The organism is Lysinibacillus sp. NPDC048646, assembly GCF_050272295.1.
Lineage (GTDB): Bacteria > Bacillota > Bacilli > Bacillales_A > Planococcaceae > Lysinibacillus.
The window spans coordinates 18,256-42,449 of record NZ_JBNNLZ010000011.1 but is presented as its reverse complement, the minus strand read 5'-3'; the positions used below and the strand labels follow the sequence as shown (position 1 = coordinate 42,449).

General features: G+C 39.0%; 24 protein-coding genes. 10 read left to right on the top strand and 14 right to left on the bottom strand.

The features are described 5' to 3' along the window. The 9 genes from ACQKII_RS13325 to ACQKII_RS13285 all read right to left on the bottom strand — a co-directional run bounded on the left by ACQKII_RS13325 (position 1) and on the right by ACQKII_RS13285 (position 9,594). On the bottom strand, positions 1-711 hold the full coding sequence (locus ACQKII_RS13325) for an ABC transporter ATP-binding protein (RefSeq protein ID WP_143996555.1): 711 nt from the start codon (positions 709-711) through the stop codon (positions 1-3). Next, positions 704-1,432: an ABC transporter ATP-binding protein gene (locus tag ACQKII_RS13320; RefSeq protein ID WP_427459950.1), complete on the bottom strand. Its 729-nt coding sequence runs from the start codon at positions 1,430-1,432 to the stop codon at positions 704-706. The genes ACQKII_RS13325 and ACQKII_RS13320 overlap by 8 nt, the downstream gene beginning before the upstream one ends. Continuing rightward, entirely contained in the window at positions 1,413-2,402 is a 990-nt protein-coding gene (locus ACQKII_RS13315; RefSeq protein ID WP_427459948.1) for a branched-chain amino acid ABC transporter permease, read from the bottom strand. The genes ACQKII_RS13320 and ACQKII_RS13315 overlap by 20 nt, the downstream gene beginning before the upstream one ends. Next, entirely contained in the window at positions 2,399-3,271 is an 873-nt protein-coding gene (locus ACQKII_RS13310; RefSeq protein WP_143996558.1) for a branched-chain amino acid ABC transporter permease, read from the bottom strand. Before ACQKII_RS13310 ends, ACQKII_RS13315 begins: the two co-directional genes overlap by 4 nt. 320 nt (positions 3,272-3,591) lie before the next feature. Continuing rightward, positions 3,592-4,824, bottom strand: a complete 1,233-nt coding sequence (locus ACQKII_RS13305) for an ABC transporter substrate-binding protein (RefSeq protein ID WP_427459946.1) — start codon at positions 4,822-4,824, stop codon at positions 3,592-3,594. A gap of 44 nt (positions 4,825-4,868) precedes the next feature. Beyond that, on the bottom strand, positions 4,869-6,248 hold the full coding sequence (locus ACQKII_RS13300) for a dihydroorotase (RefSeq protein WP_427459944.1): 1,380 nt from the start codon (positions 6,246-6,248) through the stop codon (positions 4,869-4,871). Further along, the gene (locus ACQKII_RS13295) at positions 6,249-6,959 is read right to left on the bottom strand and encodes an isochorismatase family protein (RefSeq protein ID WP_427459942.1); all 711 of its coding nucleotides are present in this window, start codon (positions 6,957-6,959) and stop codon (positions 6,249-6,251) included. Then, the gene (locus ACQKII_RS13290) at positions 6,956-8,341 is read right to left on the bottom strand and encodes an FAD-dependent oxidoreductase (protein WP_427459940.1); all 1,386 of its coding nucleotides are present in this window, start codon (positions 8,339-8,341) and stop codon (positions 6,956-6,958) included. Before ACQKII_RS13290 ends, ACQKII_RS13295 begins: the two co-directional genes overlap by 4 nt. Next, positions 8,314-9,594, bottom strand: a complete 1,281-nt coding sequence (locus tag ACQKII_RS13285) for an MmgE/PrpD family protein (protein WP_427459938.1) — start codon at positions 9,592-9,594, stop codon at positions 8,314-8,316. Before ACQKII_RS13285 ends, ACQKII_RS13290 begins: the two co-directional genes overlap by 28 nt. Before the next feature lie 264 nt (positions 9,595-9,858). Here ACQKII_RS13285 and ACQKII_RS13280 point away from each other — a divergent pair, with 264 nt between their 5' ends. From ACQKII_RS13280 to ACQKII_RS13270, 3 genes are read left to right on the top strand one after another with little or no spacing between them, the layout of a single operon-like run. After that, the gene (locus ACQKII_RS13280; RefSeq protein WP_427459936.1) at positions 9,859-11,088 is read left to right on the top strand and encodes a 3-isopropylmalate dehydratase large subunit; all 1,230 of its coding nucleotides are present in this window, start codon (positions 9,859-9,861) and stop codon (positions 11,086-11,088) included. Positions 11,089-11,101: 13 nt separating this feature from the next. Next, complete coding sequence (locus tag ACQKII_RS13275) at positions 11,102-11,590, top strand: 3-isopropylmalate dehydratase small subunit (protein ID WP_427459934.1); 489 nt, start codon at positions 11,102-11,104, stop codon at positions 11,588-11,590. Then, positions 11,587-12,015, top strand: a complete 429-nt coding sequence (locus ACQKII_RS13270; protein WP_427459932.1) for a nucleoside deaminase — start codon at positions 11,587-11,589, stop codon at positions 12,013-12,015. Before ACQKII_RS13275 ends, ACQKII_RS13270 begins: the two co-directional genes overlap by 4 nt. 133 nt (positions 12,016-12,148) lie before the next feature. On the opposite strand, the gene ACQKII_RS13265 is transcribed toward ACQKII_RS13270, so the two are convergent. From ACQKII_RS13265 to ACQKII_RS13245, 5 genes are all read right to left on the bottom strand, one after another. After that, on the bottom strand, positions 12,149-12,931 hold the full coding sequence (locus ACQKII_RS13265; RefSeq protein WP_427459930.1) for an ABC transporter permease: 783 nt from the start codon (positions 12,929-12,931) through the stop codon (positions 12,149-12,151). Next, positions 12,928-13,821 carry an ATP-binding cassette domain-containing protein gene (locus tag ACQKII_RS13260; RefSeq protein ID WP_427459928.1) on the bottom strand — a complete coding sequence of 298 codons (894 nt, stop codon included), beginning with the start codon at positions 13,819-13,821 and terminating at the stop codon, positions 12,928-12,930. Before ACQKII_RS13260 ends, ACQKII_RS13265 begins: the two co-directional genes overlap by 4 nt. Then, on the bottom strand, positions 13,818-14,021 hold the full coding sequence (locus ACQKII_RS13255) for a PLDc N-terminal domain-containing protein (protein WP_427459926.1): 204 nt from the start codon (positions 14,019-14,021) through the stop codon (positions 13,818-13,820). Before ACQKII_RS13255 ends, ACQKII_RS13260 begins: the two co-directional genes overlap by 4 nt. Before the next feature lie 270 nt (positions 14,022-14,291). Next, positions 14,292-14,726: a protein-tyrosine phosphatase family protein gene (locus tag ACQKII_RS13250; RefSeq protein ID WP_427459924.1), complete on the bottom strand. Its 435-nt coding sequence runs from the start codon at positions 14,724-14,726 to the stop codon at positions 14,292-14,294. 17 nt (positions 14,727-14,743) lie between these two features. Further along, positions 14,744-15,691, bottom strand: a complete 948-nt coding sequence (locus tag ACQKII_RS13245; RefSeq protein ID WP_427459922.1) for a carbohydrate kinase family protein — start codon at positions 15,689-15,691, stop codon at positions 14,744-14,746. 178 nt (positions 15,692-15,869) lie between these two features. Here ACQKII_RS13245 and ACQKII_RS13240 point away from each other — a divergent pair, with 178 nt between their 5' ends. The 7 genes from ACQKII_RS13240 to ACQKII_RS13210 all read left to right on the top strand — a co-directional run bounded on the left by ACQKII_RS13240 (position 15,870) and on the right by ACQKII_RS13210 (position 24,143). Continuing rightward, positions 15,870-16,433: a GNAT family N-acetyltransferase gene (locus ACQKII_RS13240; protein ID WP_427459920.1), complete on the top strand. Its 564-nt coding sequence runs from the start codon at positions 15,870-15,872 to the stop codon at positions 16,431-16,433. A gap of 18 nt (positions 16,434-16,451) precedes the next feature. Beyond that, positions 16,452-17,369 (top strand): EamA family transporter, encoded by a 918-nt coding sequence (locus ACQKII_RS13235; RefSeq protein ID WP_427459918.1) that lies wholly within the window; start codon positions 16,452-16,454, stop codon positions 17,367-17,369. Between the two features lie 304 nt (positions 17,370-17,673). Further along, entirely contained in the window at positions 17,674-18,759 is a 1,086-nt protein-coding gene (locus ACQKII_RS13230; RefSeq protein WP_427459916.1) for an extracellular solute-binding protein, read from the top strand. Between the two features lie 93 nt (positions 18,760-18,852). Beyond that, positions 18,853-19,923, top strand: a complete 1,071-nt coding sequence (locus tag ACQKII_RS13225) for an ABC transporter ATP-binding protein (RefSeq protein WP_427459914.1) — start codon at positions 18,853-18,855, stop codon at positions 19,921-19,923. A gap of 12 nt (positions 19,924-19,935) precedes the next feature. Then, positions 19,936-21,657 (top strand): ABC transporter permease, encoded by a 1,722-nt coding sequence (locus ACQKII_RS13220; RefSeq protein ID WP_427459912.1) that lies wholly within the window; start codon positions 19,936-19,938, stop codon positions 21,655-21,657. 27 nt (positions 21,658-21,684) lie between these two features. Next, on the top strand, positions 21,685-23,199 hold the full coding sequence (argH, locus tag ACQKII_RS13215) for an argininosuccinate lyase (protein WP_427459910.1): 1,515 nt from the start codon (positions 21,685-21,687) through the stop codon (positions 23,197-23,199). Continuing rightward, complete coding sequence (locus tag ACQKII_RS13210) at positions 23,196-24,143, top strand: N-acetylglucosamine kinase (protein WP_427459908.1); 948 nt, start codon at positions 23,196-23,198, stop codon at positions 24,141-24,143. Before argH ends, ACQKII_RS13210 begins: the two co-directional genes overlap by 4 nt. Positions 24,144-24,194: the final 51 nt, after the last annotated feature.

Here is a 24,194-nt window from a genome sequence, read left to right as displayed (position 1 = left end):
TTATTTTGTAATACCTAAATAAGATGCCTTAAGCGTTTCATCATTTAGTAGTTCTTGCGCAGTTCCACTCATTACGACTTCCCCATTTTCAATAACATAGCCACGATTAGCAAGCTGCAATGCCTGATTAACATTTTGTTCAACTAATAAAATCGTTACACCATTGTTTTTAATTTCTGAAATAATATCAAAAACTTGCTTTGTCAATAAAGGTGATAATCCAATAGAAGGCTCATCTAAAATCAATAACTTAGGTTCAGCCATTAAAGCGCGACCAATCGCTAACATTTGCTGTTGTCCACCACTCATTGTACCAGCAAATTGCGATGTTCGTTCCTTTAAAATTGGGAATAAATCATAACAATAATCCAAATTCTTTTTTAAATTGGCACGTGCTTTCCTAGTATAAGCTCCCATCTCTAAATTTTCCAGCACTGTCATATCTGAGAATAATTTTCGATCTTCCGGGACTTGTACTAATCCAGCTTTGACAATGTATTCAGCTGATTTTTTATTAAGAATTTGATTATCAAAATGGATGACTCCAGATTTCACTGGGATCAAACCTGAAATGGCACGTAATGTCGTAGTCTTCCCCGCACCATTAGTTCCTAATATACTTACAACCTCACCCTGATGTACCTCGAAACTTAAGTTACGTAAAATATTCAGATTGCCATAACCTGCGTTTAAATTTTCGACTTTAAGCATGTGTAACAACCTCCCCACCTAGGTATGCTTCAACAACACGTGGATCTTTCGTTACTTCTTCTGGTGCACCCTCTGCAATTTTTTCACCAAGATGCATAACGACTACACGGTCCGATAATGTCATAACAGCTGACATTAAATGCTCAATGAAGAAAATCGTCACACCGCTATCGCGAATATCTTTGATTAGTTCGATAAATTCATTTACTTCCGTTGGATTTAACCCAGACATAACTTCATCCAGGAACAAAATCTTTGGCTTTGTTGCTAATGCGCGGGCAACTTCAACCTTCTTTTGCTCCGCGAACGTTAAATCCTTCATGCGATCATGCGCTTTATGTGCCATGCCCATGTATTCAAGTTGCTGCATCGCGATTTCACTGGCTTCTTTGTATGTGCTCACCTTATTAAAAGCACCTACAATTACATTTTCCAGTAGCGTTAAGTTACCGAATGGTTGAACAATTTGGAACGTCCGCGCAATACCACGCGCACACATATATTCGGGTTTTAAGCCATGAATAGACTCACCATTTAATGATATCTTTCCCTCCGTGGGTGTATGGTAGCCACAAATTGAATGGAAAAGCGTCGTTTTACCAGCACCATTGGGACCGATTAAACCAAGGATTTCACCTTCATTTAATTGTAAACTAACATTATTGACGGCTACTAGACCTGAGAATCTCTTCACAACATTTTCAAGTTTTAGCAATGTCATTAGCTTTCCCCTCCTTCTTCAATTTACGCAAACGTATTTTTTCTTGGAACCAACCAACTAAACCTTCTGGTAGGAATAAAATTACTAATACTAAAATTAAACCGTATACCATTAAATGAACCCCAGCAAAGCCACCAAAAAAGTGAGATGTTAATTCACCAAGTGGTACAATAATTAAGGCACCCATGAATGGCCCTAAAATGGTTCCCATTCCTCCTAAAATGGCTGGTAGAATAATAGATACGGACACATCGTTTCCGAATGTTGTTGGTGGGTCAATGTACAATAGGTATTGTGCATAGAATGTACCGCCCACAGACGTCAGCGCACCACTAATTGCTATCGCCATCATTTTATTTTTAAACGTATTTACTCCCAATGATTGGGCCGCATCTTCGTTTTCACGAAGGGCAATCAAGTTAAAGCCTAAACGTGATTTACTGATGAAATAAGTTATGAGTGTCACGATAATCGTTAATACTAAAATCACATAGAAATAAGTTATACGAGATTCAAATTGGAACATAAGCGGATTACTTCCAATCGGTAATAAAATTCCTAATGTTTTATTGAAGTAATCCATATTTTGTACGATGATTCGTAAAATCTCAGCAAACGCAAGTGTCCCTAACGAGAAATATGCGCCCCGTAATTTGTAACGGAATGAGAGGAAACCGATTAATAAAGCAATTAATATCGCCACAACTGCACCTATAATCATGCCAATCCAAGGTGAAATATTATACTTTACTAGTAAAATTGCCGATGCATATGCACCCGTACCAAAAAATATAGCATGACCAAATGAGAACTGCCCTGCATAGCCACTTAAAATATTCCATGCCTGACTTACTAAAGCATAATACAAAATCAAGATACCCATATGAATGTAATATTGGTTATCGGTAAAGAGTGGAAAAAGAGCAATAAACACAACGGCAATCAGGTATAAAATATATGATTTTTTCATCGTGTTTTACCTCCAAACAAACCATTCGGCTTCAGTAATAGGATGAGAATAAAGATCAAATATGTCATTAAATCCTTTAAGCTACCCGGTAATAATACGCCTCCTAATGCCTCACTGACACCTATTAAAATGCCTCCTACTAAAGCGCCTAAGAAGTTACCTAATCCACCTAATACTACAACAACGAAAGCTTTTAAAATAAAGCTTGCCCCTACAGTTGGGGATGTGTAGAAGAATGGTGTAAGTAATGTACCCGCGACACCTGCTAATGCTGCACCAATCCCAAAAGCAATATAATTAATACGTTTAATATTAACGCCAACAAGTGATGCACCCTGGCCGTTGATAGACGTTGCACGAATCGCGCGTCCAATAAATGTCTTTTTTAAGAAAAAGAAAAGACCGATTGCTAAAAATACCGCGAATACAAAGGCAATTAATTTTGTCGTATGAATATTTAAATTAAAAAGAGAAATTGTTGCAGGTAATCCATCGACTGTTACACTTCGGAAATCTGGCTTAAATAAAACTAACGCTAAGTTTTCAACAAATAATGTAATCCCGAGCGTAACTAATAACTGATTGTGATCTGGAGCATCTGCCATACGTTGAAGTACACCACGTTGTAATCCAGCGCCAATAAAGAATAGTGCAACCGCACTTAATGGTAAAGATAAATATGGATTTAATCCCATTAAATCAAAACACCAATACGTGACGTACATTCCAAGCATCATCAGAGCGCCTTGTGCGAAGTTGATGATTTTCATAACACCGAAAATCAGCGTTAAACCAATTGCTACAAGACCGTAAATTCCTCCCATTAAAATGCCATCAATCAATGATTGAAAAAACAATTCTGCACTCATGCTGTCTTCCCCCCTTTGTTCATTTCATCCCTAAATCAATTTCGCCTTGGCGTAATTGCGTCCGGATTTTGAATTGTTCCATTTTTAGGAAGTCAACCTAAAACCGTCACTTCCTGTGACAACGGTTAACTGACCTGCATCGGTAAAAACGCCACGTCCTATGGCATTACCGAAATGACCGACATCGTGTCGGCCTCGTGCAGGCCTCCTTTCAAAATCTGTGACATCCGCCGGAGGCTTTGGGTCAATATGAAGATAAATGGGAGAACGCTTCTATCGAGTTGTGGATCATAAGCGTCCCCCATTTAGAACACCGGTAATTAATTTCGTGGATATACTGGCTCAACCTCTAAGTACTCTGCTGGTCCAACTACCTTTGATGCGCCATCTGTGATTTGGTTTAATACTGCTTTTGCATTTATGTTTTGACCCTTTTCATCAAACTGAATTGCTTCTTGAGGCAAAATATGATCCTCTAAGTTTGTTTCTGTTAATGCTTTACGGATTGCTTCTCGATCTGTTGATCCCGCACGTTCAATAGCATCAAGTAAAACCGTTGTCGCCATGTAAGAGTACGCTGCGTTTGGTCCCATTTCACGACCATATGCTTCTTTATACTTCGCTTTTACATCATTTGCTAAATCACTATGTGGATTAATTGTGTAGTTAACATCCATCAATAAATTGTTGATTGATTGATAATCCGTAATAAATTTTGCATTACTAAATGCACCGTTAGCTACCCCTATAATGGCGCGAGGTTTATAGTTAGAGTTTTGAATACCTTCCACTAGCATTACCCCATCACGAAGATATGTTGTTACCAACACGATATCTGGCTTACTTGCAGAAATTTTATTGATTGTTGATGATAAATCAGCTGTCGAAGATGCGTGTGGTAAAACATCTAAAATGTCTAAACCATAGTCTTTTGCATTGCCCTTGATGGCCTTTGCAATACTTGTACCGAATACACTATCTTCATGTACGATTACAGCAGTAGATAGTTTTTCCGTTGCATTTTCATTTAAATCTTTGAAATACTTTAAGAAATCGATGGAAAATGAACTTGCTGCTGGTTGTAAACGAAAAGTATACTTAAAACCACGTTCCGTAATTTCATCCGCTGAACCAATATCAACGATGAATGGTAAACGTGAACGCTCTGCTTCTTGAGTTGCTGGTAACGCTACACCACTTGAGTAAGCACCAACAATGCCAACTACACCTGCACGATCAAGTTTTTGTACTTCCGAAACCCCTTTCTCTGGTGAACCCTCATGGTCTGCCTCTACCAATTCAACAGATTTATTTCCTAATGATTGGATACCGCCTGCATCATTTTTTTCCTTAATTGCTAATTTCACTGCATCTCGCATTTCTTGACCTTCTAATGCTAAGCCACCACTTAATGGATGAAGTGAACCAATTTTAACTGAATCCCCTTTGCCTGCTCCATCACCACTGTCACCCGATGTTGAAGCGCCGCTGTTACAAGCTGCTAAAACAATAGTTAAGAAACATAACATGAATACAACTGACCATTTTTTCATATAATACTACCCCTCTCATTTTTAAAATCTATTATTTAAGAATGCTAGATTGTACGATGCACAAATTTCCCTCGGCCGTTTTCTTTGATTGCCTTACCATCAGCTACAATAATTTCTCCACGACTTACTGTAAAAGTTGGCCAACCAACTAACTCCCATCCGTCATACAACGAGAAGTCACAACTTTCTGACATTTCTTTTGCCATTAATGCCTTTTTCGTTTGAAGATCAACAATCGCAAAGTCTGCATCCGCCCCCACTTCAATGCGCCCTTTCGAGGGAAGATTATACGATTCTGCTAATGATAACGACATAATGTCAGCAATACGCTCTAACGGAATATCACGTTTGACATAACCCTCCGTCAGCATTAATGGTAATAGACCACCTGCACTTGGGAAACCGAATAATGTCTCCCATGTATCACCGGATTTACCTAGTTTTTTTTCTAAACTACTCGGTACATGGTCTGTCCCTATAGCATTAATAAACCCTGTTCGAATACCATCCCATAGTTTTTCACCGTCTTCTCGTTTATGAACAGGTGGTCCTACTTTTGCTTTAATGCCTACCTCATGCTCGTCGTGTAGTAATAAATAATGTGGACAAGTCTCTACCTTGACATTGCCCTCGGTTAGCCATTGCGACTGTTTCAGCACCTCAACACTATCGCCTGATGTTAAGTGCACAATATATAGATTGCCATCATAAACTTTGTTCATATAAAGTGAGCTGAGTAAAGATTCTGCTTCTGCATGCCCAGGGCTTGTCTTGCTCCATGTTGATAGCCCTTTGTTCTCGTCTTCCGCTTGTAACTGGGCTGTTAGTTTACGATTAATATCCATGTTTTCGCAGTGTACAGCCAGTAAAAGCTTTGGTGATACTTCTTTGAACTTCGCCAAAATGCGACCTAAATCATAGGCTGATAAATCTATACCGTCTGTAATTTTGAACTTATCGTTTAACTGACGTTCATAATTGCGGAAGAATTTAAAGGATGTAATGCCTTCCTTGTCAACTAGTTCTTCTAATTCATCTAAGTGCTGTTCTTTCAAAATACCTAAGCTATATGTGAAATCAATGTACGTCCATTTCTCAACATCTTTTTTCACCTTTGGAAACCACTCTAAGTAACTTACTGGCTGACGGTCAAAGTTAACGACCGTTGTAATACCAGAAATGGCATGCTGCTTCGTATCTAAAAAATCTTGTTCTATTGAATTGTAAATTCCTAAGTGCTGATGGGCATCGATAACACCTGGTAAAATATGAAGCCCTGTTGCATCAATTACCTCTGTAGCTTCTGCTACTTCTTCATGATCTAGAATGGCAACAATTTTTTCATTTTTTACGCCGATATTTGCTTTTCTCACGCCTACACGTGGCATGACAACTTCACCATTTTTAATGAATAAATCCAACATTTACTTCACCTCTTCCGACTCTTTTACCACGCTTCTCATATAAGACTCGATATCTGTCGATGGCACAACATCACAATATTTCATCCATAAATCCAGTAGCGCTGCTTTATGTGAAAGTTCAATGCGATCAAATACAGCGTCTTCTACAATGGCAACATTGAAGTTATGCGTCACCGCATCTACCGCAGTTGCACGAACACAGCCACTTGTAGAACCACCCACAATAATTAATGTATCAACTTGCAATTTTACTAAATAGCTAATGAATGGTGTACCAAAGAAAGCACTAGCATAACTTTTATCAACCACGATATCGCGATCAGTCGGCTTTAAGCATTCGACGATATCCGATGCGGGATTGCCATCTAAATATTTTGTTTGGTCTCTCTTTGCCTTTGTCGAGAATGAATCAAATTGAATCGTTTTCTTCTGCACATTGCGTGTATATAACACAGGAATTTCCTGAGCGTCTGCTAGCACCTTTAATTGCTCAATTTTACGAATCCCTTTCCAAGCGACGTCACCGCCTCCGCTTGGCCATTCATCTAATTGATCTTCAATCGGTGCATCAGCACCAATGTAATTGTGTTGTGCGTCAATAATGATAAGAATCGGCTTTTTTCCTAATCCGCGACTTTGACCATAGCCTCCTTTTTCAATGACTATCTTATCAATCTCTGTTAAAGCTGACTCCCAAATTCTTGTCATCATATTGCTCCCCCTTTTTCTTCAATCAATGACTCCACAATATGTAGTCCAGCAATGCGCCCAAAGCCCAATGCTGCAAGTAAGCCATTGCCCGACATATAACCATACGCATGATTGCCCGAAACACCGACTGCACTACCTCCAACAGCATAAACATTTGGAATTATTATTTCATTTGTATCCAACACCTGTGCACGTGGATTAATGAGTAATCCCCCTTGTGTATGGAATAATGCTGGAATTACTTTAATTGCATAAAATGGAGCTTCAAGATTTTGATCAAAAAAAACGCGACCAAAAGCATCTGCCTGTCCATTTTGTTGTTGTCGATAATCCAAGAATGTAAATGACAGCCGTTCGACATCGACTTGAATTTTCTCTGCTAAAACTTCAATTGTTTCCGCTGTTTTAAATGCTTCCATCTCCGCAATTTGCTTGTAATCCTCAATTGATAAAAGGTTCCTATGAATACGCTCATCATAAATAATATAACCGTATTGTTCCGGTTGCTTTAATACTTCACGCGCAAATTCTGAATAGCCTTGTGTTTCATTAGCAAATCGTTCGCCTAAACTATTTATATAGAATCCACCCATCATAACCGTACCCCAAGTTACAAGCAGTCCTGTATTTTCATTGATGGCTGCATGACCTTGATAAGCGGTTAAACTCTTGGTAGCAGCACCTACTTGAATCCCTGCTTCCATTCCTTCCCCTGTGTTCGCCTCATAGCCAAAATATGCTGCATCAGCGATTTCCGGGATATGCTGCTTCACAAGTTCTTTATTACCACCAAAGCCATTTGTCGCAATGACTACTTTTCTCCCTTTAATATATTGCGTACCTTCTGATGATGCGACTTGGATTCCGATGACATGGCCTGCATCATCTTGAATGAGTTTTTGCAGAGATGTTTGAAGTAGAAGGTAAATATTATCAAGTGCATTAACATTACGCTTTAGTTTCTTCATTAACTCTAATCCTGAACGACTTGGTGGTGCGTGCATGCGTAATGCACTGTGACCAGGATATTTAAATTCCGAAACGACAGACATTTTAATTTGCAAAGAATCATTCATCCATTCCACTAGCTCCCCTGACACTGTTGCTAATGCCTCCACCAGCACTGGATCACTTTCATGATGGTTTTTTATTAATATATCCGCCGTCATTTTTTCAACCGAATCATCAATATCTAATTGATGTTGGAATTTCGTATTACAAGCCGGAATCATGCCTGCACTCGCCGCGGTATTGCCAAGTAAATGCTCTGTTTTTTCAAATAATGCTACCTCTAGCCCTGCTTGTGCCGCTGTTAGTGCGGCGATTAAACCGCCGCCACCTGCACCTGCAATGATTACATCAACTTCTGCATCCCATTCCATGGAAACCCACTCCCCATCTGTTGATCTTTCTCTAAATTAAAAATAAAATGCTTAATTGTCTGCACACATTCTTCATCAAAGACCGCACGTAAATACCCTTCAGCTTTCTGAGTAATCATTTTATCTAAAAATTCAGTATTTTCATCTCCTGTTGCACCCTCAATATAATGTTCAAGCAATTTCTTACTATATTGAATCTTTGCCCTTGTTGCCCGAATAGATGGGAGGAGCGCATTAATGGATGGATCCTCCTTCACCATAATTTTACTGGCCAAGGCTTGTATATTCTCTTCAGTTGATGGATCCTCAACTTGATTGTAGATGGCTGTAGCAATAGCATATGGAACTGAAAACTTGCCAGCAAAGTGATTTGCATCATTTTGTTGATGTAGTTTCGCTGCATTCGCATATGTATCAATCACCACTGATTTTAAGTCGTTTACTGAGAAATTAGGGATTTTACGAATCAATTGTAGTACAGCATCGATTGGTCCATGGCAGAACCGACAGCTATCATAAAACTTAAAATAGGTTTTCTCCAGATAATACTTACTGAAATCTGTCTGGAACGCCTCTTTATGAAAGCCTGTGCCTATAATATCTTCATACAGACTTTCTACATTCTCTAGGTCACTTCCATAATCCGCTTCTAGCAAGCGTGGTAATAATGTTAGCGTTAAATTATTCAACCCAATTGCAATATTTCTCGCCTCATCTCCCTTGAAGATAGATTTCCACAATGTCGGAAAAGCAAATTGCGCTGCTAAACCTGCTGCACGAAGTATTGCGTCATCCTCTCGTATATTTAGAAGTTTCGCAAAGGCAAAACCTCCTCCAATCAAGCCCCAATTAGCATGAGGATGAATTTCAGGTTTTAAGTCGATAATTTCACCAAAACGCGCACTAATTTCATATCCCACAATAAACGATTCTAAAAATGCTTTAGACGTTGTTTGCCTTTCAATAGCTACTTGTAAAAGTGCTGGTAAAAAATGTGCGGATGGGTGCCCTTTTGCTAGCATATTACCTTCATCTAGTTCATTGGATACAAGTGTAACCCCCTGAACAAAACTAGCAAATGCTGCAGGTCCATCACGGAACTGCTGATATAATGCTGCTGTTCGCTCACTATAGCCATCATTTAGCATAATACTGACTGAATCTAAAATGACTAACTTTGCCTTTTCCTGAAGATGCTTCGGATAAGTTTCTAACGAAAAGGTTTTGTAAAATTTTAGAATTGAATCGTACATAGCTAGCCTCCTTGTTCCACATTATGGAACGCGTTTACTTTTTTCTTAATTCCACAATAATTCCTCCTTAAACTTTTTTCAAGCTTTTTTTATTTTTTTCTGCTTAATACATGCTTTATCTCATATAAACGCCTTTTTGTATTTATTAGAAATTTTAAAAAATTAAATTGACAAACTTCTATTGTTCCTTTTAAATTCAAATTAGGATAATCAAAAAATAGAAATACGTTCCGTATCGTGGAACGTTATGAGAGGGGTATTCTTTTGGGACAAACTATAATTGAGAAAATTGTATCGATTCATGCAGATAAGGAGGTCTTTGCTGGTGAACTCACAGTTGTAAATGTGGATTTTTTAATGGCATCCGATACAACTGCTCCTTTAGCCATTAAAGCATTTCAAAATATGGGTGGCGTACAAATTTTCAACGCCTCTAAAATGGCATTGGTTATTGATCATGCTTCACCTGCACCAAATCAGCGTATCGCTTCATTACATGACATGATGCGTGAATTCGCCAATGAACAAAACATTAAACTCTACGATGTTGGAGACGGGATTTGCCACCAACTGATGATTGAAAATGAACATGCCAAACCTGGTCAATTAATTCTTGGTGCAGATTCTCATACTTGTACATATGGGGCTATCGGAACATTTTCTACAGGGGTTGGTTCAACAGACTTAGCCGGCGCAATGTTAACAGGCCAAACTTGGATTAAAGTACCGGAAACCATTCTCATTAACATCAATGGTCCATTACAGCCGGGTGTATCTGCCAAAGATATCGTACTGTATGTTGTAGGAATTGTGGGAATTCAGGGTGCGACATATGATGCCATTGAGTATGCAGGCTCTACCATGTCTGATTTATCATTAGATAGCAGAATGACAATTGCGAGTATGTCAATAGAAATGGGTGCAAAGGCAGGCTTTATCCATACAACTGGTTTAGAGTTAGCTTATGCCTTTGAACATGTTTTACCTGATGCGAGTGCGACATACAAACGTGTAATTGACATTGATGCAAGCCAAATTACAAGCCAAGTTGCTGTTCCACATTCTCCTGATAATGTTAAATCAATTGAGGAAATTGACGAAATCGAAATTAACCAGGCATTTATCGGAAGCTGTACAAATGGCCGTTTAGAAGATTTACATGCAGCTGCTAATATTTTAAAAGACCAGCGTGTTCATCCAAAAGTACGCCTGATTATTGCACCAGCCTCACGTAAAGTATTTTTAGATGCAGTAAAGGATGGCACAGTAGAAATTCTAACAAACGCTGGTGCTACATTCTTACCATCAGGATGTGGTCCGTGTGTAGGTACACATTTAGGTGTACCAGGAAATAATGAAGTCATTGTTTCATCAACAAACCGTAACTTTCAAGGACGTATGGGCAATCGTGAGTCAAATATTTATCTTGGCTCACCTGCATTTGTGGCAACAGCTGCCTTGCATGGCAAAATTAAAAATCCACAACTGATATAAGGGGGTATTCAATATGAAAATCACAGGAAAATCACATGTTTATGGCGATAATATAGATACAGACCGTATTATTCCAGGGAAATATACTAAGACATTAGATTTACAATCATTGGCTGACCATGTAATGGAAGATTTAGATCCAGAATTCAGTAAAAAAGTAGAAAAGGGTGATATCGTTGTCGCAGGTGAGAACTTCGGTTGTGGCTCATCACGCGAGCAAGCGCCACTTGCACTAAAAACAGCTGGTGTTTCATTAATCATTGCAAAATCCTTTGCTCGTATTTTCTTTAGAAATGCTATAAATATTGGCTTGCCCATCATCGAACTAAAAGATTATCACATTCAGCCAGGTGACATCGTTGAAGCAGATCTAATTTCAGGTCTTGTTACAGTAAATGGAGAATCATATACAGGGACAAAAATGCCCCAAGTTATGGTGGATATTTTGAATAATAATGGCTTAGTAAATTATTTGGCTAAGCATAAAACATATAAGCTATGACTGAACATCTCCCTGTCCTTGAAGCATTGACAAAGCTTGCTGCTGACAATGTTGCGGATGGTGGAAAACCATACAGCGCCATTATCATAAAAGATGGTGTACAGATTGCCGCAGCTGCCAATCTTTCGCATAAAATACCTGACCTGACACAGCATGCCGAGCTGTTAGCCATTCAAAAAGCCTGTACCATTCTTAAGACGCCAGACTTATCAGGTTGTATCTTATATGCAAGTGCTCAACCTTGCCTCATGTGCCACACAGCAGCAAAATGGGCAAAAATCAAACAGATTTATTATATTGTACAACGTGAAAGCATCCCTCAATCGATGCTGGCCCAATGGATGACTTCGCCGTTGCCAGGAGAATCCCTCTCCTATCCTCCTGCCAATCGATTATTCTATTATTGGGATAAAAATCAACAATAACAAAAACCGAATGCTTCAAGAGCACTCGGTTTTTGTTATTGTTAGAACATTCTACAATTCAATATCTTTAGTTATGATAGCATCGTATTATTCATTTCTTCACGCTATGACTCTCTTGTTTGAGTAGTGCAGGTTAAATCTTTGTCATTGATGCATTCTTCTTCATTGTCAAAACGCCAATACTCATACATATTATCGTGATTACTAGCGTAATAGCTAAACTCCACCAGTAATCCGACATCTCCATCGTGCCACGAATCAGCTGTACACCATATGTCGGAAGTTTCCATGGTGTTACTGTCCAAAATACACCAACTAGGGCATCGATAATTTGTCCGACAAAAATAATGACAAATGCACTTGCTGTTGCAACAACAGTTGTAAACGCAGCACTCATCATCAAGGTCACTGCGAAAACAAATACTAACCATAAAAAGTACGTGCAAATACATGCAAGCAAAATCCCAACTTCAAATGTTCCATATAACACAGCTATATAGTAAACACTTGCCGAAAAACCAGCTACAATGCTTATAAAACCTATAGTACTCATCACAACAAATTTACTCATAAAGTATGCTCTAAAAGAAATTGGTCGTACATACGTTAAGGTCGCCATTCCGTTGGCCCGCTCCTTACTAATAGTCCCGACAAATGAGGCCATTAGTACCAGTAACCCGAACGTCTGAAACTGCCCAATGGACGCCTGTAATAAATCAGCTGTTCCTAATTCTGGCATCAACATTTCAAAACCCTCTGGTAAATTACCAACGGCCGATAAAATATCCATCATGTAGTAGTTCGTCAAAGGATCTGTCATACCAAGTAGTGCAAAAACAAGTGGTATCCATAAAAATTTCCAACTACGCCATGCCTCACGAAATTCTTTTTGAAGAAGTACGCTGAACCCATTCATACTCTTTTCGCCACCTTCATGAAAATTTCCTCAAGCGATGCCGTTTGTCGTGCCACTTTTCTCACAGTATAGGGACACGCACTTAGACGTTGTAATAACTGTTGCATACTCGGTCTTTCCTCACGAATATCTACATATACATAGCAACCCTGCGCTTTATTCATAAGCTCTGATTGACTAGCAAAAAGTCGCGCCTCTTCCTCCGTGCTAAATTCTACTATATAACAAGGCTCATCAAAACGTTGCCTCACCTCTCGCAATGTTCCCTGCTCCACAAGCTTTCCATCACGCAAAAATAATAATTGATCTGTCATTTCTTCAGCATCATTTAAAATATGCGTCGAATATAAGATCGTCGTCTCTTGTTGTAAACCTTTCAACAAATCTAATACTTCTCTACGCCCAACTGGATCTAATGCAGATACAGGTTCATCTAATAACAGTAATTTAGGCTTATGCACAATTGCCTGGGAAATACCAAGGCGTTGCTTCATACCACCTGAAAACGTCGCAATTTTTTTATTTAGAGCATTTTCAAGACCCACAAACTCTAATGTTTTTTGAGCCTCAACTTTCGCTTTTTTAGTAGGTACACCACTTAGCCTCGCAGCCATTTCTGTAAACTCTAGCGCACTTAACCATGGGTGAAACTGTGGATATTGTGGTAAAAAACCAATATTTGCACGCAAATCTTCACCTGACATTTCTACGCTACCTTTCGTTGGCTTTAATAAACCGGTTAACATTGATAACGTTGTTGTCTTTCCTGCCCCATTTGGTCCAATCAATGCTGTGGAGGTATGTTCGTCTAGCGTAAAATTGATGGTATCTACAACTGTTTTTTCTGCAAAGCGCTTTGTCAGCCCTGTCACCTGTAGTAGAGTCGTCATGATTGTTTTCTCCCAACTATAAAATAAGCAATAGGTCCAAGTAGATTGACAAATAAAATAATAAATACCCATAAAATCTTAGGACCATTCGTTGCATGAATTTTACGCAAATCGAAAAGTGCCACAACCACTAAAATAAATTGAACCACAATCAATGGCGCAATAACCGCCCAAGGCACTTTGGCTAACTCCTCCAACATACAAACCACCTCATTCTTTGTTATAATTTAACTATAACAAAGATTGTTCTAATGTGCATAGAACAAAAAAGCCCTTTTTAAAAACTATTCGAACAGTTAGAACTTTCCGTAAAATTATTTGTGCATCGTACAAAGGGAGCGCCTGGAACGGAAATCAACTGTTTCTTACTATTTATTCAAAAAGAAAAAGACTGTAGACAAACTCAAATTTCTTTGAGTTTGTCCACAGTCTGAAAAGATGTACAAAAACCAAGGTTGGTACATCTTCTTTTATTTATACAATTTCGTTAAAGCCTCCGACATATTTGGCCGAATCGTTACTTGTGGACGAGCTTTTTTCACAGTTAGCTCCGCTTCCTCTAAAGTATTCGCCAAGCCAAGTTCCATTAACACAGCAGTCGCTGCCACTCCCGCTCTGCCGCTACCACTACCGCAATGGAAAAATACCTTCTGACCAGCATCATAAACCGTAACGATTTCTTGCGCTACCCGCTCAATGGATGATGCTGCTTCTTGTTCTTCATCTGCTATCGGTAAATGCATGTACGTATAGTTTGCTTTTGCCTGTTCCTCAGCAGATAATCCATGAACACGAACGTCAATTACGACATCTACACACTCATTTGAAAATGCCGCTCCTACATCCTTTGCGCCACCAAAATAAAGTCGATCTTTTACTAACACATCATAGTTTTTCTCCATCATATACACGCTCCAAACTACTACTTTAGCAAATGCTTTATATCATTATAATATGGAAGAGCTGTTAATGCTCCAGCTTTAGTTGCTGCTAGGGCACCCAGCTTATTGCCAAAACTTGCACAGCGAACAAGCTCTTCCTCAGTTGTTGGTAGACCGTTGTAATGTACATCTCTTAAAACACCTGCCATAAAGGCATCTCCAGCGCCTGTTGTATCTACTGGTACAACCTTTTCTGTTGGTACATGTATAACCTCGCCGTTCAATACTGCGTATGTACCCTCTTCCCCTACTGTTACTAAAATGATGGGTACTAAATAACTGTCTAATTGCTGAATTCCTTCTTCTAATGAAGTGGTTTCAGTTAAGAAAAACAGTTCATCATCCGTTACTTTTAAAATATCTACATTTTCGAAAAATGAAGTAATGGTTTCACGGCAAATTTCTTCACTGCTCCAACGTAATGGGCGTATATTGGCATCCATTGCGATTATTGCGCCTCTATCCTTCGCCATATCGACGGCAGCACGAGTTGTTTTCAGTGCAGTAGGGTGAAACATAGTGCCTGAACACACAATTAGTGCCGAAGCATGCTTAAAGGCTGCTTCATTTAATTGTGTTGCCTCTACTTGTAAATCTGGTGTCTCATCGACATAATCTTTGAATATACGCTCACATGCTTCTGTTAAATGTACATAGACGCCACTTACACGCTTCGCTTTGTCAAATACTGCATAATCTAGGCTTACCCCTTCTTTTACAAGGCCATCTCGAACGAATTGTGAAGCTTCGTCATCCCCAGTTATTGTAATCAGTGCTGAAGGCGCACCGATACGGCTAATACCAGCAGCTACGTTTACCGTAGCACCACCCATATATTTAGTAAAAGATGTGTTCGTCACATCATCTGCAATATAGTCAATAAAAGCATCTCCGTAGACTAAAATAAAATCCTTATCTTCCTTTGTCATTGTTGTCCTCCCGAAAGTCTGTTCATTTTAGATTAACACGAAACTTGATTTCATTTAAAGTTTTAAACTTTCGGAAAAATATTAAAAGAATTCTTCTTTAAAGTAGTGAATATTTCAAAAGCTTGTGACATCCTTTATCTTTGTTATACTTGCCTATAGAAAGGTAGGGATTTTGAAGATGAGTATTACAATTCGACAAGCGCAACTACAGGATGCCCATGCCGTTGTACCATTAATTATTGATGCTATTGGTGATATTGCAAACCGTTTAACAGGTGAACAAACTTTTGCGTCTGTTGAACAAGCACTTATAGTACTTTTCAAACGAGAAGACAACCGCCATTCCTATTTAAATACTTTTGTTGCTGTCAAAGATGAACAGGTCTTAGGTGTTCTTGTTTACTATAACGGTGAACAAGCCATTGAAATGGACGCTAATCTTGTGAGATGGCTCGAAGCAAAAAATGCGCCAAATATTGTCATCGATAAAGAGGCTCATGAAGATGAATACTATATAGATACAATTTGTGTGGCACCTGAAGCTCGTGGTAAAGGAATCGGCACATTGTTGCTACAATTTGCTGAAGAACAGACGAAAAAATTAGGTTTTAAAAAATTATCATTAAATGTTGAAACGCAAAAAGAAGACGCTCGTCGCCTATATGAACGTATGGGATATGTTATAACAGAGCCGTGGTCTATAATCGATGAACCCTTTCATCATATGGTGAAACAGATTTAGGATGTGAAATACACTAGCATGAAAACAAATTTATTTTATCCTCTATTGATTGTCATCGCATCAAGTAGCTACGGAATTCTATCGACAATCGTTAAAGTAGCGATGTTGCACGGCTTTACTTCAGCAGAGGCGGTATCTAGTCAATATATTATTGGCTTTATGTTGGTTGTGACTATTTTTATTGTTACGCAAAGACAGCTACCGAAACTTTCAAAAAAAGGTCTACTTATTTTGGTTAGTGCCGGAATGTTTACGGGCATTACAGGTATCGTATACGGTGAATCATTAAAATATTTACCAGCATCCCTTGCAGTTGTGATGCTCTTCCAATTTACATGGATTGGTTTATTGTTGGATTGTGCACTTCATAAACGTTGGCCAAGTCGACCTGAAGTGATGTCCCTCATTACTCTATTTGCTGGGACGATTTTGGCGGCTGGTATATTGAATGTAGATTTAAGCGGTATTGCTATACAAGGTTGGATATTTGGTTTTGCTGCTGCATTTACCTTTGCTTGCTTTATCCAGTTTAACTCTCGTCCTGTTGAAGGTATTACAACGACAGCACGTGTATTGATTGTTTCCTTCGTGGCACTTATTATGGTTAGTATTTTCTTAAGCCCTGAAATTGCGTGGAATGGAAAATTATTCCTAGGCGGTTTGTGGAAGTATGGACTAGCACTCGGACTTTTCGGTATTATTTTACCGATTTATCTATTTTCTATTGCTGTTCCTAAAGTCGGTGGAGCCCTGGCCTCCATTTTAAGTGCAATCGAATTACCTGTTGCTGTTACGGTTTCAGTAATTGTATTACATGAGCCGCTCACTTTTTTACAGGTACTTGGTATTATTCTTGTCATTTTAGGTATGATGCTTCCAACAATACTCTCTCAGTTACGACAAAAGAAAAGCACTTTTGAACCTAAAAGTGCATGACAAGCGTTAGCTATTACGATACGATTGTAGACTGGACCATCATTTTCCTACGAAGATTGAAAGGAATTCGAGTGTGTGGCACAATCACTTACATTTTAAAAATACAACTACTCCTTAAAAATGGGAATTCCCTTTTTTAAGGAGTTTTTTTGACATTTTTTTAAATTTCATTGATAACCATTATTTACATAGCTTATGATGACTAGAATGGTAGAATTTTTTAATTATTCTAACATTAATGCTCGTTGTAAGTATTATACTGCAATATGTAAGCTACACACTAAGTAGGAAGGGGAAGATGATTATGAAAAAAATGCGTATTTTCGGTTTTTTACTTGTGTTGATGCTCGCTGTCTTAGCGGCATGTAGTAGTGATGACAAAAAGGATACTACAAACGATGCAACTGATGGCGACAAGGCGGACGTAGAAGCAACTCCATCAGGTAAGCTTGTCATTTACACAGGGCGTGATGAGGAAATGGTGCAAGGCGTAATCGATCAGTTTAATGAGAAGTACCCGGATATTGAAGTGGAGTTTTTAACAATGGGCGCTCAGCAGATCTTAGAGCGTCTACGAGGCGAAAAAGCAAACCCACAGGCAGATTTTTGGTGGGGAGGTACGCAATCAGCGCTAATTGTCGGTGCAAATGAAGACTTACTACACGCATGGAAGCCTAGCTTTATCGATACAATTGATAGCAATTATAAAGATGCAGATGGTCGCTGGTTCGGTGAAATGTTACTACCAGAAGTAATCATGATTAATAGTGATCTACTAACTAAAGAATCAGGTCCACAAGATTGGGATGACTTATTGGATCCAAAGTGGAAGGATCAAATCTTAATTCGGGGTGTGTTAGCATCTGGTACGATGCGTACAATCTATTCATCCATGATTGTACGACAAGGTGCAGATTCACCCGAGAAAGGCTATGATTGGCTATTAAAATTGGATGCCAATACGAAAGAATATACACAAGATCCAAATGCACTTTATTTAAAGCTAACACGTCAAGAGGGCAGCATTTCTTTATGGAATTTGCAGGATATTTTGCTAAAGAAATATACGACTGACTATCCATTCGATTACATTTATCCAAAAAGTGGTGCACCACTTTTAGTGGATGGTGTTGCTGTCGTAAAAAATGCGAAAAATGTGGAAAATGCTCAACTATTTGTTGAGTTCTTATTTGAAAATGAAATGGTAACGAAATTAGCCAATGATTACTACCAAATTCCAACTCGCTCTGATATTGATAAAGCAACAATGCCTGAATGGTACCAGGAGCTAGATTTAAAAACATTTGATATTGATTGGCAGCTGATGTCTGATAAAGAAGCTGAGTGGATGGAGCATTGGGATACGAATATTAAAGGCAGTGGGAAATAGTAATTAAATTATTGATGTTTGTAGAGCCTCGAGTAATTTTTTTGCTCGAGGTTTCCTGTACAACTAGTTGTCAGTGAGAAAGGAGCATTCCATATGAAAAGTGTCAAAATAGAAAATGTCTCTAAGCAATTTGGTCAAGTGCATGGCGTAAAGGATTTAAATCTGACGATTAAAGCTGGTGAGTTTTTCACTTTCCTTGGCCCTAGTGGCTGTGGAAAAACGACAACATTACGTATGATTGCCGGCTTTTATTACCCTACCGAAGGCAAAATTCTTTTCGATGAACGAGACGTGACGTTACTTCAGCCAAATAAACGCAATATCGGTATGGTGTTTCAAAACTATGCTCTCTTTCCACATATGACTGTAGATGAAAATATTGCTTTTGGTTTACAAGTACGAAAGCTTTCGAAAGCTGAGATACAGCAAAAAGTTGACCGAATTCGGGGACTTGTACACTTAGAACAATATGGTAGACGCAAAATCAATGAGTTATCTGGAGGTCAGCAGCAACGAGTTGCGTTAGCACGAGCACTTGTTATTGAACCAGACATTCTATTACTCGATGAACCTTTGTCCAATTTAGATGCTAAATTACGTGAAGAAACACGTATTGAAATAAAACGTATACAAACGGATCTCGGTGTCACAACAATTTATGTAACGCATGATCAAATGGAGGCGATGTCCATGTCTGATCGCATTATGGTGATGGACAATGGATTCGTTAAGCAAATCGGTACACCGCAGGAGATCTATAATCGACCATTAAACCGCTTCGTTGCTGATTTTATTGGTGAAACGAATTTAATCGAAGCTACGATCGAAGGCGTTAATGGCGATGACATACAGGCAAAAACGGTGAATGGACTCATTTTTACTGGGCGAAAGCAACACAGCTCCCCTACTTTAACGCATATGATTGGAGACAAAGTGTTTATTTCCATTCGTCCTGAATCCGTTAACCTAGGTCCTGGTGAGAACGAACTTATTGGGAAAATTTCATTTGTCGAATTTACTGGGGTTAGTGTGAATTACATTGTCGACTTTATAGCGTTTTCTCTGAAAGTCATGATTATTAATACTAACGGTCAGTTAAAGCAAATTGGTGAAGACATCACCTTGCACATTGCACATGATTCACTGTACTTCTTAGGGGAATAGGAGGAAACCGCTATGGAAAAACCGCCTGTCAATTCTAATCAAGATACTGCATGGGCAAGGCTAACCCAATCAAAATGGTTTGTATATATTTTAATTTCACCATTTTTTTTAGTGTTGTTCGCCTATGTGGTATATCCCCTCTATCAAACTTTTCTTCAAAGCTTTACTGGCGATGATGCGCTCTCTCATTATAAGAAATTTTTCAGTCTTGCAAGTCCTGCAAACCTCGAGGCACTATGGACTAGTTTATATATATCTATCATCAGTGTTATTTGCTGTGCAATTGTCGGTGTGACCATGGCCTTTTTGTTGGAACGTTATGATTTTCCAGGTAGACGTTTGCTCGCTATTTTAGTACTGGTGCCCATGGCTCTTCCCCCCCTTGTAGGTGTACTTTCTTTTACCTTCTTGTACGGGGAGAGCGGTATTTTCCCACGTGCTCTTCAGCATTTGTTCGGTCTGGATCAAGTACCTTTTTCGTTAAAAGGAATCTGGGGTGTTATCGTTGTACATACATTCACCATGTACACATACTTCTACTTAACCGCTTCCGCAGCCATTAAAGGATTAGATCCATCCTTAGAAGAAGCAGCCACTAGCTTAGGTGCTGGGCGTATTCGTGTATGGACAAAGGTTATTTTACCTATGTTGACACCTTCAATTGTTGCCTCTGCGTTACTTGTATTTATGATCTCTATGGCATCCTACACAGCTCCTCTAATGTTTGGAGTAGAGCGCACGATGACGATGCAAATATACTTATCACGTACGAATGGGAATTTAGAAATGGCAGCTACTCAGTCCATGATTTTATCTTTTGTTTCTATTACATTTTTAATCATTATGCGTTGGTATCAAAACCGCCGCAATTATCAAAACTTGAGCAAGGGCATTAGCGTACATCGATCTGAGATGTCTTCAAAAAGCATGAAAATCTTAGCAACAATTGCATCTTTTGTCGGTACACTAATATTAATTTTGCCGATTTTAGTGCTTATTTTAATTTCTTTTTCGGTCGATGGCGCTTGGAAAACACAAATCTTGCCGACTGACTATACAGTCGATCATTATATTGCGCTCTTTACGGATGAACGGACATGGCGACCGATTTGGAATTCTATTCAAATGGGGGTTATTGCAACCCTCGGCAATATAATATTTGGAGTAGCGGCAGCCTACGCAATGGTGCGTTTGAATTTCAAAGGAAAAACGCTACTCGATATTTTGATTATGGTTCCTTGGGCGTTACCTGGAACAGTTGTCGCCGTCAATTTAATCGCCGCCTTTAGCACAGAAAATATTTTTGCCTTTAACCAAGTACTAATTGGGTCATTCTGGATTTTACCGTTAGCCTATTTTATTAGACATTTACCGCTAGTTTTCAGGTCAACCTCAGCGTCCCTTGTACAATTAGATCAATCTATCGAAGAGGCGTCAAGGAGCCTAGGTGCCACCTGGTTATATACATTCAGGCGCATCGTTATACCACTAACGTTTACTGGTATATTGGCAGGTACATTGCTAGCACTTGTCCAAAGCTTAGGTGAATTCGTAGCTTCTATTCTTATTTACAGCACTTCCACTATTCCACTGTCTGTTGCTATATTTCAAAAATTATATGCATTTAAGTTTGGAACAGCCTGTGCATATGGCGTCTTACAAATTTGTTTAATATTAATTGTTCTTATTATTTCTGAAAAGTTATCAAAAGGCAGTGCTGGCTCAGCCATTTAACTGTCAATCTATTAGGAGGCAATGGATATGTTTGAAGATTTCCGTAACAAAACACAGCAAGAGGATGGGATGATTTTCCCTTCTAATATTTATCGTAAAATTGTGTTGCAACCAGCTTATGAAGAAGCAAAGAAAAATTTTTTAACAATTATGCTTCAGATTAATATTGCACATTTAAAAATGTTAGAAGAACAAGGACTCGTAAAAAAAGATGAAGCACAACAAATCGGTATCGCACTAAAGAAACTAGATCTGAACTATTATCGTATAGAGAATTACAGCCCAAACTACGAAGATTTATTTTTTCGCATTGAAAATAAATTAATAGAATTTGCTGGCGATGTTGCTGGGAATCTTCACATTGGTAGGAGTCGTAATGATATGGGTATCGCCATATATCGCATGACTTTGCGTATGAAATTATTAGAGCTTATGCGTGAACTACTGATATTACGAGAGGATCTAATCGCCGCGGCCGAGGAGCACATCAGCACCATTATGATTGGGTATACACATACGCAGCAGGCACAGCCAACTACCTTTGCTCATTATTTAAAAGCTGTAATTGACCAACTCGATCGTGACTTTGAACGCATGCAAAATGTCTACAAAACAGTTAATCGTAGCAGTATGGGGGCGGCAGCATTGACGACTACTGGCTTTAATATTAGTCGTGAGCGTATGCGAGACTTACTGGCATTTGACGACATAATCGAAAATGCTTGGGATGCAGTTGCCGGAGCTGATTATATTGCTGAAGCAGCAAGTATTGTACAGCTTGCTGCACTCAATCTTGGTCGTACATCACAAGACTTTTTATTGTGGGCAACTCAGGAATTCAATGCATTTACACTAGCCAGCCCGTACGTGCAAATTAGCTCCATCATGCCTCAAAAACGCAATCCTGTGTCGATTGAGCATACACGTTCACTGCTATCAGCGGTCGTTGGTGATGCAAGTACGGTACTGCAAATGGTACATAATACACCGTTTGGTGATATCGTTGACACTGAGGATGATATGCAACCTTATTTATGGCGTGCCATCGATCGTTTAATAGGCATTTACAAATTATTTGGTTCCCTCGTAGTGACGATGGATGTAAACAAGAAAAAACTACGAGATCGTGCAGAAAATAGCTTTGCGAATGTAACAGAGCTTGCTGATACATTAGTACGCTCTGAAGGTATTTCTTTCCGCCAAGCACATAGTATTGTAAGTAAATGCATCAAAGTATTACTTGCTCATAATGAAGAATCACTCGCAAGCCTTACATGGGGGCTAGCAAATACACAATCCAAGCTGGTAACAGGCAAACCTTTAGTCATTTCTGAAGAAGATTTCTATCATACTTTAAAACCAGAGTTTTTCGTAGGTGTCCGAACATTGCTAGGAGGTCCCGCACCCGAAACAATGCAAGCATCACTTGAACGATCTAAGGCTTCTGCTCATAAACTATATGAATGGATTCAACTAAAAGAATCAACTATTGATGAAGCAGAAAAACAGTTAGTCGTGTTTTTAGAGGAATGGAATCAATGAACGATTGGTTACTAATTATTGATGGCGGGGCAACAAAAACGGCATGTGCAGTTGTGCATGCCGAAACCGGTGAGATTAAATACACGAAAACAGCTGGCGGATCCAACTATCAAGCAATTGGTGTTGACTCTGCTACAGAGATTTTACAAGCATTATTAACATTCGTACATGCATTTTTACAGGGACAAACGAACTCGGAAATTGCTGTAGCCACTTTTGCTATGGCAGGAATTGACTCTTCGAAGGACCATGCCGTAGTTAAAACCATGGTTCGTGAAGCAATTACAACATCACAGTTAAGTATAGAAACGCTTATTATTGAAAATGATGCAGAAGCGACATTATTAGGTGTTACTGCTGGACAAACAGGTGCCTTGCTTATTGCTGGAACTGGCGCCATTGCCTATGCATTTGATGGCAGGCGTATTGAACGCGCTGGAGGTTGGGGTCATCGCGCTGGAGATGAGGGTAGTGGTTACTGGTTAGGGCAAGAAGTCGTACGCGCAATTTTTCGTATGGAGGATGGGCGCGGTGAGCCGACAATATTAAAAAATGAAGTCTATAACTTTTTACGTGTTCAGGATGTTACGGAGCTTGCAGCGTGGTTATTCCGCCCAGCTTATACAAATGCTCAGCTTGCAAAAATGAGCGCATTTTTAGCCGATGCCGTTGCAAAAAAAGATTCTTGTGCCATTCAAATCTCCACGAGGGCTGCCCATGAACTAGTACTTCTGGCTTGTGCAGTGTTAAAAAAAATAAGCTATCAAGGAGAAGCCATAAACCTTTATTGTAATGGCGGTGCCATTAAGCATAACCCATTGATTTTAAAGATATTTTCACAGGACATGACGTCGATGTATCCACAAATCCAAATTTCGTTATGTCAGCATCAGCCAATTCATTATATTATTGAACGAACAAGAAGAGCATATGACAGTATGTGATGTCATATGCCCTTTATCATTCCCCTTAGCTTAGTATGCGAAAAACTAAAT